The sequence below is a fragment of the Curtobacterium sp. MCLR17_051 genome (genome assembly GCF_003234395.1).
Classification (GTDB): domain Bacteria; phylum Actinomycetota; class Actinomycetes; order Actinomycetales; family Microbacteriaceae; genus Curtobacterium; species Curtobacterium flaccumfaciens.
The window spans coordinates 1-14,050 of record NZ_QKTA01000016.1 but is presented as its reverse complement, the minus strand read 5'-3'; the positions used below and the strand labels follow the sequence as shown (position 1 = coordinate 14,050).

Genomic DNA, 14,050 nt, shown 5'->3' with positions numbered 1-14,050 from the left:
AGCCGTCACTCAGGGCCGGCAGCTGCCGGCGACCAGCCGGAGGACCTGATCGGTGTGCCGTTCCGCCGTCGCGAGCCGCGCGTGCTCGATCGCGGCGGCGGTGTGCGGCCGCAGCAGCGTCCGGTCCGAGGCGAGTTCGATGATCGTCGTGGCGAGCCCGAACGCGGTCTCGTCGTCGGTCAGGACGGCGGCGGAGCCGAACTCGCTCGCCAGGCGGATGTCGGACACGATGACCGGACGGTGGTCCCGGAACGCCTCGAGCGCGGTCATCGGCTGGCCGTCGTGCTCGAGCGAGCAGACCACCGCCGCGTGCCCGCACAGCAGCAGGTCGTGGACGGCCTGCGACGACAGGCGGCCGTGGACACGGACCGACACCGGCGTGCGGGTCGGGGGAACGGTCCCGCCGGCGACGTCGACCCGCACGGCGTGTGCCCCGAGCCGGATCTCCACCAGCCGGATCGCGTTGAGGAGGACGTCGAGGCGCTTGTCCGGGGTGAACCGCGACGCCCAGACGAGCCGGAGCGGGCCGAGTTCCGGCGCCGGCGGCGGTTCGACCGGCCGGCGGCCGAGTGCGTTGGGCACGACGTGGACCGGGCCGACGCCGGCCTCGCGGAGGACACGGGCCTGCCGCGTCGTCGGGGTGACGACGACGTCGGCCGCCCCGGAGACGGCCACGGCCATGTTGCGGCGCGCGTCGTCCATGGGGTGCCCCGTGAAGCGGTGCCGCGTGGGCCGGATCCCGGTTGCCACACGGTGCGCGTGCCGTGCGAGGGGCGCCATCGCCGCCGCGGTCCGGCCCCGGACCGGCGCCGAGCCGTGCACGGTGTGGATCGTCGGCAGCTCGAGGGAGCGCGCCGTGGCCAGCGCCGCCGCGGCGAGGCCGAAGTCCGAGTGGGTGACGACGAGGTCGATCCGTTCCTCGAGCATCAGCGTGCCGAGGCACCGGCGGACACGGACCGAGTTGCGGACCACCGGCAGGTCGCTCTCCGGCGCGCTGATCGACGGTTCGACCTCGAACAGGCGGACGCCGTGCTTCCGCAGCTCCGCGGTCTCGCTCGAGCGCGGAGTCGCCACCCAGACGACGTGACCGGACTCCGCGAAGGCCTTCGCCTGCTCGACCAGCGCGGCGCGTTCACCCCGCATCGCCGACAGGGGGAAGTCGCTCACGAGCAGGACGGTCGCCTTCGCCGCGGCCACGTCAGCGGCCGGTCTCGAGCTCGGTGGTCTGGCGGGGGCTGCGCATGCGGTCTCTCACGGTTCGGGAGCGGAACGGGGTGCTGGGAACCGTAGGCGTTCAGAAGACGATCGTCTAGTGAGCCGCTGTGCTGCTGAGCGGGCCTTCACGACTCCCCGGGCGGACGCCCAGCCGGGCGCGCGGCGGACGGTCGGGCACTGTCCGGTTCCTGCGGAACATGGACACGTCTGAGCCGTGGTCGACGTACAGTCTCCGGAAGCTACCCCGCCGGACCCTACCGGCGGGTGCCCGACCCCCCGTTCCCGGGCTGGCCTCGTCATGACCACCGCGTCGAACCCGACGGCGTCGTAGCGCGAGGACGTCTGCTCCTGACCCGAACTCGTGGCAGACGTCCTCGCACCTTCCCGCTATCGTCGAGGAACCGCCGGTCCCCGATCTCGGGGCGAGCAGCGGCCAGGGGGCCACGGGGGACACCATGCAGCACCAGCGCGGCATCACCGCACTCGCGACGCTCACCGCGACGATCGCCCTGGCGGTGACGCTCAGCGGGTGCACCGTGTCGACGTCGTCGTCGTCACGGACCGTCACACCGGACGCCTTCGAACGCGTCGTCGTCGACGCGCTGGCGGACGTCTCGGACGCGACGCCCGAGGTCGACTGCGGTGCGGACGACATCGCGATCGAGGACGGCGCCGAGGTGCACTGCGAGGTGAACACGGCGGGCTCCGACGTGGTCAACGACTCGGTGTCCACGATCAGCACCGACGGCGGCGACGACTACCACGTGGACGTGGAAGTGGCCGACCAGCCCAAGGACTGATCGGCCACTGCGCGGTGTCCGACGACTAGCGGTCAGACGCCTCGACGACGCAGCTCTCGACCTGCTCGGCGGCCTTCGAGTCGTCGGCGAACGGCGTCGGCGCATCCGAGGTGGTGGTCGTCTCGTCGGCGACGGCCTGCTTGGCGACGTCGTTCACGGCGTACAGCGGGCCGTCGAAGTCGTCGGCCGTGGGGTCGGCGGTGGTCGCCCAGATGGTGACCTCGTCGTCGTTCGAGTCGTTGCTGTCCGCGGGGACGATCGCGGCACCGAGGTACCAGCCGCCGTCACCCTTCTGGATGTTCGCGAACTCGGTGGTGTCGTGCGACCCGACGGCCTTGTCGATCATGTCGACGGCGGCGCTGGCGGCCACGTCGCACTGGGCCGACTGGGACTTCTCCTCGGAGCCGGGGACCTTGCCGACGGGGTTGATGTTCTGCGCTCCGCCGGGGTCGCAGGCGGTGAGCAGGAGGGCTACGGTGGCGGCGCCGAACAGCGCCGTGACGGTCTTCGCTCGCGTGGACATGGCCCTGAACGTAGGCCGGCCCCGGTGGGCGGCGGTTCAGCCAGGAGCGTCCCCCGACGACGGACGGGAGGCCCGGCGCACGTCGTGCCCCGGGCCTCCCGTCCGTCACCTGGTCCCGTTGCCGGACCGTGTCCCGTTGCCGGACCGGCGTCCCGTCACAGGATCGGGGTGCCGCCGGTGACGGCGACCCGCGCGCCGGAGACGTAGCTGCCGTCGTCACTGGCGAGCAGCACGTAGACGGGCGCGAGTTCGGCCGGCTGGCCGGGACGGCCGAGCGGCGACTGCTTGCCGAACTGCTCGACCTGCTCCGGCGGCATCGTCGACGGGATCAGCGGCGTCCAGATCGGACCGGGGGCGACGCTGTTCACGCGGATCCCGCGTTCCCCGAGCAGCTGCGCCAGCGCGGCCGACAGGTTCGCGACGCCGGCCTTGGTGACGTCGTAGGGCGCCAGGTTCGGCTTCGGGTTGTCGGAGTTGACCGAGCTCGACCCGATGATCGACGACCCCGGGCCGAGGTGCGGCAGCGCGGCCTTGACGAGGTGGAAGTAGGCGCTGAGGTTCGTCGCGAGGGTGTGGTCCCACTCCTCGTCGCTGATCTCCTCGATCGTCTCGTGGGTCATCTGGTAGGCGGCGTTGTTCACGAGGACGTCGAGCCCGCCGAGTTCCGAGACCGCCTGGTCGATGACGGATCGGCAGTACGCGGGGTCGCTCACGTCGCCCGGGAACAGCACGGCCTTCCGACCGGCTTCCTCGATCCAGCGCTTCGTGTCCTGCGCGTCGTCCTCCTCTTCCGGCAGGTAGCTGATCAGGACGTCAGCACCCTCGCGCGCGAACGCGATCGCGACGGCCTTCCCGATGCCGCTGTCCCCGCCGGTGATGACTGCGCGCTTGCCGGTGAGCTTGCCGGAGCCGCGGTACGACTCCTCGCCGTGGTCGGCCTCCGGGGTGAGCTCCTGGTCGCTCCCCGGGGGCTGCTGCTGCTCGGTCATGTCTCTCCCTGTGGTCGGTTTCCCTGGACGTCCCCGATGGTCTGCGACCCCCACTGGGCACTGGTTCAGGCTCCGGGCGTACCCCGTTCGGAAAGCGAAGATGTGTGCGGCGCGCAGCGGCGGCCTACCGTGGCACCGGATCAGGGAACCGTCACCGCGACGGAAGCTCCTCTTCACCAGGGAGCAACGTTGAAGTACGTGAACTACGCGGGCACGGTCCGTGTCCTGACGAGCGACACGATCGCCGACGCGGTGATCCGGTACGCCGCCGCCCTGCACCAGAGCCGGCTGAGCGACGTCGTGTCGATCCCGACGGCCGACGACTTCGGGGTGGCGAGCACGATCGAGGTGCTCCTGGCCCCGGCGGTCCCGGTTGCCCTCGAGCCCGCTCCGGACGACGACCTCGAACCCGAGGGCGAGGCGTTCCTGCTCGAACTCGGTCGGCGCACCGAGGCCGTGCTCGCCGTCGACACCAACGCGTCGCCGCCGGACTTCGGGCGCTGAGCCGGCGCCCCTACGCCACCGGCCCCTCGGTCAGGTCCGTCCGGGTGTCCGCGTGGATCACCTCGTCGTGCTCGAACGTCAGTGCTGCCGCCCGCAGCCGTGCCACGAACACCGTGTCCTCGCGCTCGAGCTCGTCCTCCTCGGCATCCTCGACCACGAGCTGACTCGACGGACCGATGAGGACCTTGGTGGTCGTCATGGTGCCGTCCGTCGCCACCGAGGGGATCGCGACGGTGTCCGCCCGGTTGCCACCGGCCAGGGCCGCGGCGTACTCGATCACGGCGTCGGCCACGTCGTCGCTCGTCAAGATCGTCGAACGGTCGTACTGGATCTGCTTCATGTCCGGGCCTCCATCTGCACAGCCAACAGCGCCGTTGCTGGCCGCCGTACAGGAACACGGCGCGTCGCTCGTTGCGCCGACGCCGACTTGTCGTCAGGATCATCACGTGCCCGAGACCATGCACCGCCTGCTGCGGGAGATCCAGACCGCCGAGCCGTCGGTCGCGGCCGAGGCGATGGCTCGGACGCACATCACCCACGGACTGTCGGTCGAACCCACGGACGCCGAGTTCGTGTTCGAGGAGCGCGTGCGCGGGACGGCACTGCTGTCGCTCGAGTCGACCCGCTGCACCGGGGTCCTGAGCGGCACGATCGAGCCGGGCGACGCGATGATGATCTTCTGGATGAAGTCCGGGGTCGCCCAGCTCGACGAGAACACCGTGAAGATCGGCCGGCCGACGCTCTTCCGGCAGGGGCCCCAGCGCTTCCGCTGGATCGCCTGCAACAAGGACGTCCTGCGCATCGACCGCTCGATCGTCGAACAGGTCGCGGCCGAGCGCGGCGACTGGGCCCCCGGTCCCATCGAGTTCCGTCCGCGGCACGTCCCCGAGGGCGCGCCGCTCGCTGCCTGGTGGCTCATGGTGCGGTCCGTCGCACAAGAGGTGCTGGCCGGACCGGACGCCGTCCCGGTCGAACGCGAGCGGGAGCTCGCGCGCTTCGCCGCCGGTGGGCTGCTCACCGCGATCCCGCACTGGCCCGTCGGGCAGCACGAGCCGGCGATGGCCGCCACCGCCCGCTTCGCCCGTGCCGAGACCTTCCTGCTCGAGCACGCCACCGAGCAGATCACCGTCGACGACGTCGCCGAGGCCGCAGGCCTGAGCGTGCGTGGCGTGCAGGCGGCGTTCCAGCGGCACCACGGCATCACCCCGACCATGTACCTGCGTCGCATCCGGCTGCTGCTCGCCCGCGAACAGCTCGAGTCGGGCGACGGGCGGAGCATCGCCGAGATCGCCCGGGCCACCGGGTTCGCCCACCTCGGCCGGTTCGCGGGGAGCTACCGCGAGGAGTTCGGCGAGCTGCCCCGGCAGACGGCGTCCACCGCGCGGGACGGCGCCCGCGCCTAGCGAGCAGCCGCGCGGGCCCGCAAGAATCCCGCAACCGCCCGCCGTCCGGCCGATCGCCGACGATCGTCGCCCTACGTTTGCGCTGCACGGACACGCAGCCACGACGACTGGAGACCCCATGGCCGGCTCAGCAGCACCACCCGTCCCGACCACGGCCGTCCCGCCGACGACCGATCCGTCGACGTTCGGCCGCCGGCTCGTCGAGGACGCCTCCTACGCCCGTGAGCACTTCGTCTTCACGGCACTGCTCGGATCCCCGCTGCTGCCCCGGATCGTCCGGCGGCTGCTGCTCCGTGCTGCCGGGGCACGCGCCGAGTCCGGTGTGGGGACCGGGTTCTCGCTGACGGGTGACCCGAAGCACCTCACCATCGGCCGGGGCGTCTTCTGCAACCGCAACGTGACCGTCGAGGCCGTGGCCCCCGTGACGATCGGTGCGAACACCGCGATCGGGATGCAGGTGCTCATCATGACGAGCCACCACGAGATCGACGCCGAGGGCCGGTGGAGCGACGTCGCGTCCGGCCGTCCGGTGGTCGTCGAGGAGCACGTCTGGATCGGCGGCCGCGCCACGATCCTGCCGGGCGCCCACATCGAGCACGACGTCGTGGTCGCCGCCGGCGCTGTGGTCGTCGGCCGCCTGGCGGCGCACGGCGTCTACGCCGGCGTCCCCGCGAAGCGGATCCGTGAGCTCGCCCCGTCCGCGCGACCGCCGGTGGTGGACCCCGCCGCGTGACGGCCTGGAGGCCCGTGGCGGCGCCGTCACGCGCCTCCCGTCCGGCGTTGGTGCTGCTTCGAACACGCCGGTGTGTTGCTGCGACGCCGTGCCGTCGTCGAGACGCCGCCGAATGTGGAGGCGTCTCGACGACCTGGCGGCGCCGAACGAAGACGACGGCGTCTCCTTCCGCGGGGACGCGGGACCTGCCACGATGACCACGACGCGGGCGACGGCGCCCGCGCAGGACGAGGGAGACCGTCATGACCGTTCGCCTCAACCCCTACCTCGGGTTCCGGAGCGGCGCCCGCGAAGCGCTCGAGTTCTACCACTCGGTCTTCGGCGGCACGCTCACCATCGGCACGTTCGGTGAAGCCGGCATGAGCCAGGACCCCGCCGACGCCGACAAGGTGATGCACGGCCAGCTCGACGGCGACCAGGGGCTGCTCCTGATGGCCTCGGACGCGCCGTCCGGCATGCCGACGGCGGCGGAGAGCAGCATCTCGCTCTCGCTCAGCGGTGACGACCACGAACTGCTGACGCGGTGGTGGAACGGCCTCGCCCAGGGCGCGACGATCATCGAACCACTCACCACAGCGCCCTGGGGCGACACCTTCGGCATGCTGACCGACCGCCACGGGGTGTCGTGGCTGGTCAACATCAGCGGCGCGACGAGCTGAGCGGCACCGAACCCACGCGTGCCGGCACCGGCCACCGCGGCATCCAGCACCGGACCTGCTCGGCGTAGCGGCGGAAGTCGTCGCCGAACCGTTCCGCCAGGTCGGATTCCTCGAGCGGGCGGACGATGCAGTTCCAGACCACGGAACCGGCGACCGCGTAGACGACGACCAGCCACGACGACAGCAGCAGACCGACGGCGACGCCCTGGGTGATGCCGGCCAGTGCCATCGGGTTCCGCACCGATCGGTACGGCCCCGCGACCACCAGGCGGTTCGCGGTGGCCGAGGGCAGCGGCGTGCCCTCGCCCTTGGTCGACATCGCCGCCGCCGACGCGATGCCCAGCGCACTCGCCAGCAGGAGCACGACCACACCGACGACGGTGAGGGCGGTGACGAATGGTGCGGCCAGGTCCGGGTGCAGGCCCCAGCGCTGCTCGGCGAACGCGATGAGCAGGGGGAACACCCCGAGGAACAGGCCCCAGAAGACGACGATCTGCAGCACGGTCGCGGTGACGTGCCGGGAGCGCGGGGCGCTGGCGTCGGCGGTGCGGATCCGCAGCGGACCGCTCGTCACCCACTCCGTCGGGACCCGTCCGAGCAGGACGAGGGCGAGGGCGACCGTCGAACCGATCGTGGCGGCGAGCATGACGAGCACGCCCCAGCCGGCCTCGCCGGTCACGGTGGCCCAGACGCTCAGGGCGACGAGCACCAGGGCGGTCCACACCGTCGTGACCACGGCGGCGGCCCGGACACCGGCGGCGGCGAGCGCCGAGCCGACGACGAACAGCGGGACGTCGAACACGGCGACGAGCACCGGGTCGAGTGAGCCGAGCGTCGCCGTGCGGATCCAGGGCAGCGTCGCGACGGCGATCCACCAGGCCGCTCCGCCGACGGCTTGCAGCGCGTAGTACCGCCGGCCCCAGGACATGGGTGCACGGTAGCAGTGCGCGGCGAGGGGCCGGGCCGTCGGCGGGCCGTGCGTGCCGTCGCTCCCGACGGTGGGTCAGTCGGTGTGGTTGATCTGTCCGAGCCAGCGGCCGAAGGACGGGGTGCGCTCGTCGTGCAGGGTGGGCAGGACGGGCTTCGGCAGGCAGGCGCGCTCGTCGGTGACGGTTCCGGCGCCGGTGCTCTTGTGGAGGTCGAGGCTCATGGTGGGCTCCTTCGTGGTCGGTGGAGTGTTCGACACCGGGCGGGGCCGTTCCATTCCCACCCGGTGTCGTCCTGGTCCGGTGCAGCGCGTTCCGGTGCGTCGCGTTCCGGTGCAGCGCGTACCGGTGCGTCGCGTTCGGTTCAGGAGGTGCCGAGCTCGACCTTGATCCAGCCGGGTTCGCGTCGGTCGAACGCCTGGTAGGCAGCGATCGCGTCGGTGATCGGCTCGTGCTCGGTGATCAGGGCCGTCGGGTCGAATTGTCCGGCTGCCACCATGTCGATCAGCGGCGGGGTGACGGAGTGGTGGTCGCAGTTCCCCATCCGCACGGTGAGGTTCTTGAGCATCGCCTCACCGATCGGGTAGTGCTCGGCCGTCGGTCCGTACACGCCGATGATCCCGATGCGGCCGTACTTCGCCACGCTCGCCACCGCCCAGCGAGCCACCTGCGAGGGGCCGTCCCCGGGCTTCCACTGCTGCTGCGCACCGAAGCCGTCGGGCGCGGCATCGGGTGCGACCGCCGCGACCTCGGCGTCGAACGCCGCCGCCTGGTCCTGGTCGACCGCCGCCGGGCCGCGCTTCGGGCGTTCGGCGTCCACGCCGACCGCGTCGATCACGCAGTCCGCGCCGATGCCGTCGGTCAGCGACATGATCGTCTCGACGGGGTCCTCGGCGTTGTAGTCGACGACCTCGCAGTGCTGGGCGAGCGCGGCGGCGAGCCGGGTCTCCTCGCCGTCGACGACGATGACGCGGGCCGCGCCCTGCTTGTACGCCGAGGCCGCCGCGAACTGTCCGACGATCCCGGCGCCGAACACCACCACGACGTCACCGCGCGTGACGCCCGCGAGCTCCGCGCCGAACCAGCCGGTGGGGAAGATGTCGGACAGCAGGATCGCCTGCTCGTCGGAGACGGTGTCCGGGAGCGGGTGCATGGTGTTGCGGGCCCACGGGACGCGGACGTACTCCGCCTGCATGCCGTCGACCGGTCCGGTCGAGGCCGGGCCGCCGAAGAACGCGGTGCCCGCCTGCGGTCCGTTGCTGTTCGAGCGGTCGCACTGGGCGGTCTTGCCCATCCGGCAGTACCGGCAGGCACCGCAGGACACCGTGGAGTTGATGACGACGCGGTCGCCGGGGCTGAACCCGCGCACCGCGTCCCCGACCTCGGTGACGACGCCGACAGCCTCGTGACCGAGGATCGTGCCCTCGACCATCGGTGCCATCGTGCCGCGGACGAAGTGCAGGTCGGTGCCGCAGATCGCACTGCGGGTGATCCGGACGATCGCGTCCTCCGGGTCCTGGATCGTCGGCTGCGGGACCTCGTCGAGCCGGATGTCGCCGATGCCGTGCCACACGACTGCGCGCATGTGATGCCTCTTCCTGTTCGGGTGCGGGGTTCGCAGGGTCAGGAAACGCGCGAGGGGCTGGGCGCGGTCGGAGGCGCATCCGCCCTGCGCAGTCGTCCAGCACGGCCGGGTTTGCTCGACCGCATGAGCGAGCACGACGACGAGCAGACCCGGGCCGACTTCGACGACGCGGTGAACATGACCGCCACCGAGTTGCGGAAGTGGCTCGACACCGACGAGTCGAAGTCCGTCGGGCAGAAGCCCTCGGGCGGCGGCGAGTCCACCGGCCACGAGAGCGGTCGGCACATCATCCGCATCCTCGAGAAGCACAAGGCCGACCGCACCGACGACGACCTGGCGCACATGCGGAAGGTCGTCGGCTACGTCGCCCGGCACTCGGAGCAGCGGCCCGAGGGCGACGTGCACGACACCCCGTGGCGGTACTCGCTCATGAACTGGGGGCACGACCCGGAGAAGCACTGACGGCATCGGGCAGAATGGGTGGTGTGAACGAGACGGGCATGCCGCGCTTCCGACGGATCTGGTCGACCGTGCAGGTCGGTGTCCTCGCGATCGCCGTCGCGTTCTGCGTCGTGATGCTCGTGATCGGGCAGGGCAAGCTCGACCGGGTCTACGCGGTCGCCGCGGTGTTCTTCGGACTCGCCCTGGTCGGGCACAGCACGTACCTGTGGCTCGTCGCCCGGGCGAACCGCCGTCCCTGACGCTCGTCCGCTTCGGCGATCCCCGGCTAGGCGTTCTGGTGGACCCGCAGCCAGTCGATGGTCATCTGCTGCGGGAACCGTGTCGAGGCGTCGGGCGAACCCGGCCAGTTCCCGCCGACCGCGACGTTGAGGATCACGAAGAACGGCTTGTCGAACACCCACGGGGCCGAGCCGACGTCGGCCCGGGTGACCGTCCGGTACGCGACGTCGTCGACCGTCCAGGTGATCGAGCCGGGGCGCCAGTCGACCCCGTACACGTGGAAGTCGTCGGCGAACGCTGCTCCGGACGGGTTCGTGTACGCCGCCGAGATGCCCTGCGCGCCGGAGTACCCGGGCCCGTGCACCGTGCCGTGCACGATCCCCGGCTCGTACCCGACGTTCTCCATGACGTCGATCTCCCCGCACGCCGGCCAGCCGACCTGCCCGATGTCCGCGCCGAGCATCCAGAACGCCGGCCAGATGCCCTGGCCGCGGGGGATGCGGATCCGCGCCTCGATGCGGCCGTACTGCGCGGTGTAGGTGCTCTCGGACTTCAGCCGGGCCGATGAGTACGACCCGTCGGCCTCGCGGTGTGCGGTGATCACGAGGTTGCCGGCACCGTCGAGCGCCGCGTTCCGCCGCGAGTCCGTGTAGGTCTGCAGCTCGGCGTTGCCCCAGCCGCCGGCACCCAGGTCGTACCGCCAGATCCCCGGGTTCGGCGCGTTGCCGGCCGGGCCGTCGAACTCGTCGGCGGCGAGCAGCACGGGGGCAGCGGTCGGCGCCGGAGCTCCGGTCACGGCCTGTGCCGAGCCGTCCGAGCCGATCGCCGTCGCGCCGAGGGCGGTCGTCGCGGCTCCGGCGAGTCCGAGCGTCATGAAGCGCCGTCGATCGATTTGCTGGTCCATGTCGTGCTCCCTGCAGCGCGATGGTGGTGTGGTCGTCGGATCATGCACCATCCGGCCGCACCTGAACAGGCCCGGATCCCGCTTCGTCCGCGGGACGCACCGGTCAGCCGAAGCGCATCGCCAGCGGCACGAGCAGGCCTGCGACCCAGACGAGCACCATCACGAGGGCGCCGACCGCGATGAGCCGTCGGCGACGCCGCAGCTTCGGGCTCCGCTCCTCGCCCCACATCTGTGCACGGACCAGCACCCGGTTCGCCTGCTCGACGACCTTCCGCACCTCGGGGTCGTCGACGTCGAGGACACCGGCGCGGGCGTGCTCGGCGATGACCGCGGCTTCGTCGACGGTCAGGTCGTCCTTGCGCATGCTCCATCTTCGCACCGCGTGCAGGGGTACGACCCGGCTGTGCGGGAACGGACCACGGCCGGGTACCAAGGACACATGGGACATCGGTACCGCGGGAAGATCGTCGTCATCACCGGAGCATCGAGCGGCATCGGGAGGGCCGCCGCACACGAGTTCGCCCGGCAGGGCGCCACGCTCGTGCTCGCCGCACGCGGGCACGACTCGCTCGAGGCCGCAGCCGCCGAGTGCCGGAAGCTCGGCGCCGAGGCGATCGCGATCCCGACCGACGTCGCCGACGAGCACCAGGTCAAGGACCTCATCGGCACCGTGACGACCCGCTTCGGTCGCATCGACGTCTTCGTCGGCAACGCGGCGCTGTTCGTCTACGGCCTGTTCGAGCAGACCCCCACCGAGGCGTTCAAGCGCGTCGTCGACACGAACCTGTACGGGCACCTCAACGCCATCACGCACCTGCTGCCGCACTGGAAACAGCGCGGGAAGGGCACCTACGTGCTCGTCGGCTCGATCCAGTCGCTGCTCTCGGCGCCGTACCAGTCGGCGTACGTGACGAGCAAGCACGCGGCGCTCGGCCTGGTCGACGTGCTCGGCGACGAGTTCGCGGGCACCGGCATCAAGTTCACCGCACTGCTGCCGTCCACGATCGACACCCCGATCTACCAGAACGGCGCCAACTACACCGGCAAGACCTCGCACCCGCTGCCGCCCACCGTCTCGGTCGAGCGAGCCGGACGCGCCGTCGTACAGGCCGCCACGCACCCCAAGCGCTACCGCTTCGTCGGACGCATCCAGGCATCGCTCGTGCCGCTGCAGTACGTGTTCCCGGGCCTGTTCCACAAGATCACGAAGCCGATGGTGGAGACGTTCGCGCTCCGTGGCAAGGGCGCCCCGACCGACGGGAACCTCTACGCCCCCGCCGACGCCGCGAACGCGACGGACGGCGGTTGGGTCGCGAAGCGACGGCGCGTCACGCGCCCCCTCGTCTGGCTCGGCGTCGCGGCTGCGGGCGCGGCCGTCGTGCTCGGCCGCTCGCGTCGGTAGACGCATCCGCTGACGGCCTGGAGGCCCGGTGCCAGCTGCCACCGGGCCTCCCGTCCGTCCGTGCGCGCGTCCGGATCCGGGCGTACCTGCTCGAACCGGGCATACCTGCCCGAACCGGGCGTACCTGGCGGAACCGGGCGTACCTGCCGTGTTCTTCTTGGCAGGTACGCCCGATCTCGCCAGGTATCGCAGCCGTTCTGGGAAGGAACGGGCGGCTAGAAGAGCTTCGCGCTCGCGCGCCGGGCACCCTCGCCGAGGGACTCGAGCTTCGCCGCGGCGATCTGCGGGTGCACGCGGCCGCCCAGGCCACAGTCGGTGCCGGCGATCACGCGCTCACGCCCGACCACCGAGGCGAACCGCTCGATGCGCTGCGCGACGAGGTCGGGGTGCTCGACGACGTTCGTGGCGTGGCCGACGACACCCGGGACGATGACCTTGCCCTCGGGCAGGGTGACGTCCTGCCAGACGGTCCACTCGTGCTCGTGGCGGGCGTTCGCGGCCTCGAACGAGTACGCACCGGCGTCGATGTCGAGCATCAGGTCGACGATGTGGCGGAGCTCGATGTCGGTGGTGTGCGGTCCGTGCCAGGAACCCCAGCACAGGTGGAAGCGCACGCGGCTGGTGTCGAGGCCCCGCAGTGCGTGGTTGAGCGCCTCGACACGGATGCGGGTGAAGGCGCGGTAGTCCTCGATGCTCGGCTCGGGGTTGATCTGATCCCAGTTCTCGGCGATCGAGGGGTCGTCGATCTGCAGCACGAGGCCGGCGTCGAGGATCGTCGTGTACTCCTCGCGCAGGGCGTCCGCCCACGCCCAGATGTGTTCTTCCTCGGTCGCGTAGTACTCGTTCGCGATGCGGGCGGCGGAACCGGGGGAGAGCGCCGTGATGAAGCCGTTGTCCGCGCAGGCGGCCTCGACCGCGTGCTTGAGGTTCGCGGCGTCGGTGGCCGCGGCCTCGTGGCCGGTGTAGGTGATCGGGCCGGTGGTGGTCGGGAACGCGGTGGCGTTCTTGCCGGTGCCGATGCCCGACTCGGGGTCGGTGTAGGCGTCGTGGAAGATCGTCCAGTCGCGGCGGTCCGGGAAGCTCGTGAGCCGGATGTTCCCCGGCGTGGACCGGACCGGCTGCTGCGAGAAGATGTTCGCGTCGGTCAGGCTCAGGCCGCTGACGCGCTGGAACGAGTAGCCCCACCAGGCGCCGTAGTCGACGCTGTTCGACATCGCCTTGCCGAACTCGCCGTCACCGGGCTGCGTGATGCCCAGCGCCGTCTGCCGTGCGACGACGTCGTCGACGGCCGCGCTCGTCAGGGCACGGACCTCGTCGGTGGTCTCGAGCGTGAAGCCGTCGGCGGCCACGGGCCGTGCGGCGTTCGCGGCGATGAGCTCGGAGGTGCGGGGGAGCGATCCGGCCGTGGTGGCCTGGATGCGGTCGGTGTTCTCGAAGGGCATGCGCTGCCTTCCTCTCGATGGGTGCGGACTGTCGGGAGTCGGGGGCCGCGCGCGAGGCTTCGCGGTGCACTGCAGTGCCACTCTGCCACGAGGGATCCGGCCCGTTACGTTGCGCGACTGTGGCTTCGTGCGGACGCCGAACGACAGGGTCGATGTCGGACGACACCGACTCGCTCGCCTGTTGCGCGCGCGGACGGTTGCAGGCGCGTGCGAACGACAAGGTCGATGTCGGACGACGTCGACGGTGTCGTTCCGCATCGGCCCGCCCGTGCGCGCCACAGGCG

Annotated in this window: 18 protein-coding genes; 8 read left to right on the top strand and 10 right to left on the bottom strand. The window is 71.4% G+C overall.

Features of this window, described 5'->3' with window-relative positions:
- Positions 1 to 9 precede the first annotated feature (9 nt).
- Entirely contained in the window at positions 10 to 1,167 is a 1,158-nt protein-coding gene (locus tag DEJ06_RS13215) for a glycosyltransferase family 4 protein (RefSeq protein ID WP_146245864.1), read from the bottom strand.
- Between the two features lie 503 nt (positions 1,168 to 1,670).
- Between DEJ06_RS13215 and DEJ06_RS13210 the strand changes: the two genes are divergently transcribed.
- Positions 1,671 to 2,015 (top strand): DUF4333 domain-containing protein, encoded by a 345-nt coding sequence (locus DEJ06_RS13210; RefSeq protein WP_111039602.1) that lies wholly within the window; start codon positions 1,671 to 1,673, stop codon positions 2,013 to 2,015.
- Positions 2,016 to 2,040: 25 nt separating this feature from the next.
- Here DEJ06_RS13210 and DEJ06_RS13205 read toward each other — a convergent pair whose 3' ends face one another.
- Complete coding sequence (locus DEJ06_RS13205) at positions 2,041 to 2,538, bottom strand: hypothetical protein (protein WP_110863897.1); 498 nt, start codon at positions 2,536 to 2,538, stop codon at positions 2,041 to 2,043.
- Between the two features lie 155 nt (positions 2,539 to 2,693).
- Entirely contained in the window at positions 2,694 to 3,527 is an 834-nt protein-coding gene (locus tag DEJ06_RS13200; protein ID WP_111022947.1) for an SDR family oxidoreductase, read from the bottom strand.
- 189 nt (positions 3,528 to 3,716) lie between these two features.
- Between DEJ06_RS13200 and DEJ06_RS13195 the strand changes: the two genes are divergently transcribed.
- The gene (locus DEJ06_RS13195; protein ID WP_146245863.1) at positions 3,717 to 4,031 is read left to right on the top strand and encodes a hypothetical protein; all 315 of its coding nucleotides are present in this window, start codon (positions 3,717 to 3,719) and stop codon (positions 4,029 to 4,031) included.
- A 10-nt stretch (positions 4,032 to 4,041) separates the two neighbouring features.
- Here the strand turns inward: DEJ06_RS13195 and DEJ06_RS13190 are convergent, their stop codons facing one another.
- Positions 4,042 to 4,371, bottom strand: a complete 330-nt coding sequence (locus DEJ06_RS13190; RefSeq protein WP_071405284.1) for a hypothetical protein — start codon at positions 4,369 to 4,371, stop codon at positions 4,042 to 4,044.
- A gap of 106 nt (positions 4,372 to 4,477) precedes the next feature.
- Here DEJ06_RS13190 and DEJ06_RS13185 point away from each other — a divergent pair, with 106 nt between their 5' ends.
- The 3 genes from DEJ06_RS13185 to DEJ06_RS13175 all read left to right on the top strand — a co-directional run bounded on the left by DEJ06_RS13185 (position 4,478) and on the right by DEJ06_RS13175 (position 6,826).
- Positions 4,478 to 5,434, top strand: a complete 957-nt coding sequence (locus DEJ06_RS13185) for an AraC family transcriptional regulator (RefSeq protein ID WP_071405283.1) — start codon at positions 4,478 to 4,480, stop codon at positions 5,432 to 5,434.
- Between the two features lie 118 nt (positions 5,435 to 5,552).
- Positions 5,553 to 6,167, top strand: coding sequence for a DapH/DapD/GlmU-related protein (locus tag DEJ06_RS13180; protein ID WP_111039600.1), 615 nt, complete (start codon positions 5,553 to 5,555; stop codon positions 6,165 to 6,167).
- 242 nt (positions 6,168 to 6,409) lie between these two features.
- Positions 6,410 to 6,826, top strand: coding sequence for a VOC family protein (locus DEJ06_RS13175; protein WP_111039599.1), 417 nt, complete (start codon positions 6,410 to 6,412; stop codon positions 6,824 to 6,826).
- Here DEJ06_RS13175 and DEJ06_RS13170 read toward each other — a convergent pair.
- The 3 genes from DEJ06_RS13170 to DEJ06_RS13160 form a co-directional block, all read right to left on the bottom strand.
- Complete coding sequence (locus DEJ06_RS13170; RefSeq protein WP_111039598.1) at positions 6,807 to 7,754, bottom strand: isoprenylcysteine carboxylmethyltransferase family protein; 948 nt, start codon at positions 7,752 to 7,754, stop codon at positions 6,807 to 6,809. The two genes, DEJ06_RS13175 and DEJ06_RS13170, sit on opposite strands and share 20 nt — an antisense overlap.
- A 75-nt stretch (positions 7,755 to 7,829) precedes the next feature.
- Positions 7,830 to 7,976: a hypothetical protein gene (locus tag DEJ06_RS18350; protein ID WP_164941096.1), complete on the bottom strand. Its 147-nt coding sequence runs from the start codon at positions 7,974 to 7,976 to the stop codon at positions 7,830 to 7,832.
- A gap of 140 nt (positions 7,977 to 8,116) precedes the next feature.
- The gene (locus DEJ06_RS13160) at positions 8,117 to 9,337 is read right to left on the bottom strand and encodes an alcohol dehydrogenase catalytic domain-containing protein (RefSeq protein ID WP_071405280.1); all 1,221 of its coding nucleotides are present in this window, start codon (positions 9,335 to 9,337) and stop codon (positions 8,117 to 8,119) included.
- Positions 9,338 to 9,460: 123 nt separating this feature from the next.
- Between DEJ06_RS13160 and DEJ06_RS13155 the strand changes: the two genes are divergently transcribed.
- Both DEJ06_RS13155 and DEJ06_RS13150 read left to right on the top strand, forming a co-directional pair.
- Positions 9,461 to 9,799 carry a DUF3140 domain-containing protein gene (locus DEJ06_RS13155; RefSeq protein WP_111039597.1) on the top strand — a complete coding sequence of 113 codons (339 nt, stop codon included), beginning with the start codon at positions 9,461 to 9,463 and terminating at the stop codon, positions 9,797 to 9,799.
- A 38-nt stretch (positions 9,800 to 9,837) separates the two neighbouring features.
- Positions 9,838 to 10,038 (top strand): hypothetical protein, encoded by a 201-nt coding sequence (locus DEJ06_RS13150; protein ID WP_111110269.1) that lies wholly within the window; start codon positions 9,838 to 9,840, stop codon positions 10,036 to 10,038.
- A gap of 26 nt (positions 10,039 to 10,064) precedes the next feature.
- Here the strand turns inward: DEJ06_RS13150 and DEJ06_RS13145 are convergent, their stop codons facing one another.
- Both DEJ06_RS13145 and DEJ06_RS18345 read right to left on the bottom strand, forming a co-directional pair.
- Positions 10,065 to 10,922 carry a family 16 glycosylhydrolase gene (locus DEJ06_RS13145; RefSeq protein ID WP_111039668.1) on the bottom strand — a complete coding sequence of 286 codons (858 nt, stop codon included), beginning with the start codon at positions 10,920 to 10,922 and terminating at the stop codon, positions 10,065 to 10,067.
- A 103-nt stretch (positions 10,923 to 11,025) separates the two neighbouring features.
- Positions 11,026 to 11,286, bottom strand: a complete 261-nt coding sequence (locus tag DEJ06_RS18345) for a hypothetical protein (protein ID WP_071405277.1) — start codon at positions 11,284 to 11,286, stop codon at positions 11,026 to 11,028.
- A gap of 75 nt (positions 11,287 to 11,361) precedes the next feature.
- Between DEJ06_RS18345 and DEJ06_RS13140 the strand changes: the two genes are divergently transcribed.
- Positions 11,362 to 12,324 carry an SDR family oxidoreductase gene (locus DEJ06_RS13140; protein WP_071405276.1) on the top strand — a complete coding sequence of 321 codons (963 nt, stop codon included), beginning with the start codon at positions 11,362 to 11,364 and terminating at the stop codon, positions 12,322 to 12,324.
- A gap of 215 nt (positions 12,325 to 12,539) precedes the next feature.
- Here DEJ06_RS13140 and DEJ06_RS13135 read toward each other — a convergent pair whose 3' ends face one another.
- Positions 12,540 to 13,766: a cobalamin-independent methionine synthase II family protein gene (locus DEJ06_RS13135; RefSeq protein ID WP_111039595.1), complete on the bottom strand. Its 1,227-nt coding sequence runs from the start codon at positions 13,764 to 13,766 to the stop codon at positions 12,540 to 12,542.
- Positions 13,767 to 14,050 lie beyond the last annotated feature (284 nt).

Excerpts from the sequence above, each read along its gene's own strand:
- DEJ06_RS13210 (WP_111039602.1), top strand. The coding sequence starts at position 1,671 with ATGCAGCACCAGCGCGGCATCACCGCACTCGCGACGCTCACCGCGACG.
- DEJ06_RS13205 (WP_110863897.1), bottom strand. The coding sequence starts at position 2,538 with ATGTCCACGCGAGCGAAGACCGTCACGGCGCTGTTCGGCGCCGCCACC.
- DEJ06_RS13200 (WP_111022947.1), bottom strand. The coding sequence starts at position 3,527 with ATGACCGAGCAGCAGCAGCCCCCGGGGAGCGACCAGGAGCTCACCCCG.
- DEJ06_RS13190 (WP_071405284.1), bottom strand. The coding sequence starts at position 4,371 with ATGAAGCAGATCCAGTACGACCGTTCGACGATCTTGACGAGCGACGAC.
- DEJ06_RS13180 (WP_111039600.1), top strand. The coding sequence starts at position 5,553 with ATGGCCGGCTCAGCAGCACCACCCGTCCCGACCACGGCCGTCCCGCCG.
- DEJ06_RS13175 (WP_111039599.1), top strand. The coding sequence starts at position 6,410 with ATGACCGTTCGCCTCAACCCCTACCTCGGGTTCCGGAGCGGCGCCCGC.
- DEJ06_RS13170 (WP_111039598.1), bottom strand. The coding sequence starts at position 7,754 with ATGTCCTGGGGCCGGCGGTACTACGCGCTGCAAGCCGTCGGCGGAGCG.
- DEJ06_RS18350 (WP_164941096.1), bottom strand. The coding sequence starts at position 7,976 with ATGAGCCTCGACCTCCACAAGAGCACCGGCGCCGGAACCGTCACCGAC.
- DEJ06_RS13160 (WP_071405280.1), bottom strand. The coding sequence starts at position 9,337 with ATGCGCGCAGTCGTGTGGCACGGCATCGGCGACATCCGGCTCGACGAG.
- DEJ06_RS13155 (WP_111039597.1), top strand. The coding sequence starts at position 9,461 with ATGAGCGAGCACGACGACGAGCAGACCCGGGCCGACTTCGACGACGCG.
- DEJ06_RS13150 (WP_111110269.1), top strand. The coding sequence starts at position 9,838 with ATGCCGCGCTTCCGACGGATCTGGTCGACCGTGCAGGTCGGTGTCCTC.
- DEJ06_RS13145 (WP_111039668.1), bottom strand. The coding sequence starts at position 10,922 with ATGGACCAGCAAATCGATCGACGGCGCTTCATGACGCTCGGACTCGCC.
- DEJ06_RS18345 (WP_071405277.1), bottom strand. The coding sequence starts at position 11,286 with ATGCGCAAGGACGACCTGACCGTCGACGAAGCCGCGGTCATCGCCGAG.
- DEJ06_RS13140 (WP_071405276.1), top strand. The coding sequence starts at position 11,362 with ATGGGACATCGGTACCGCGGGAAGATCGTCGTCATCACCGGAGCATCG.
- DEJ06_RS13135 (WP_111039595.1), bottom strand. The coding sequence starts at position 13,766 with ATGCCCTTCGAGAACACCGACCGCATCCAGGCCACCACGGCCGGATCG.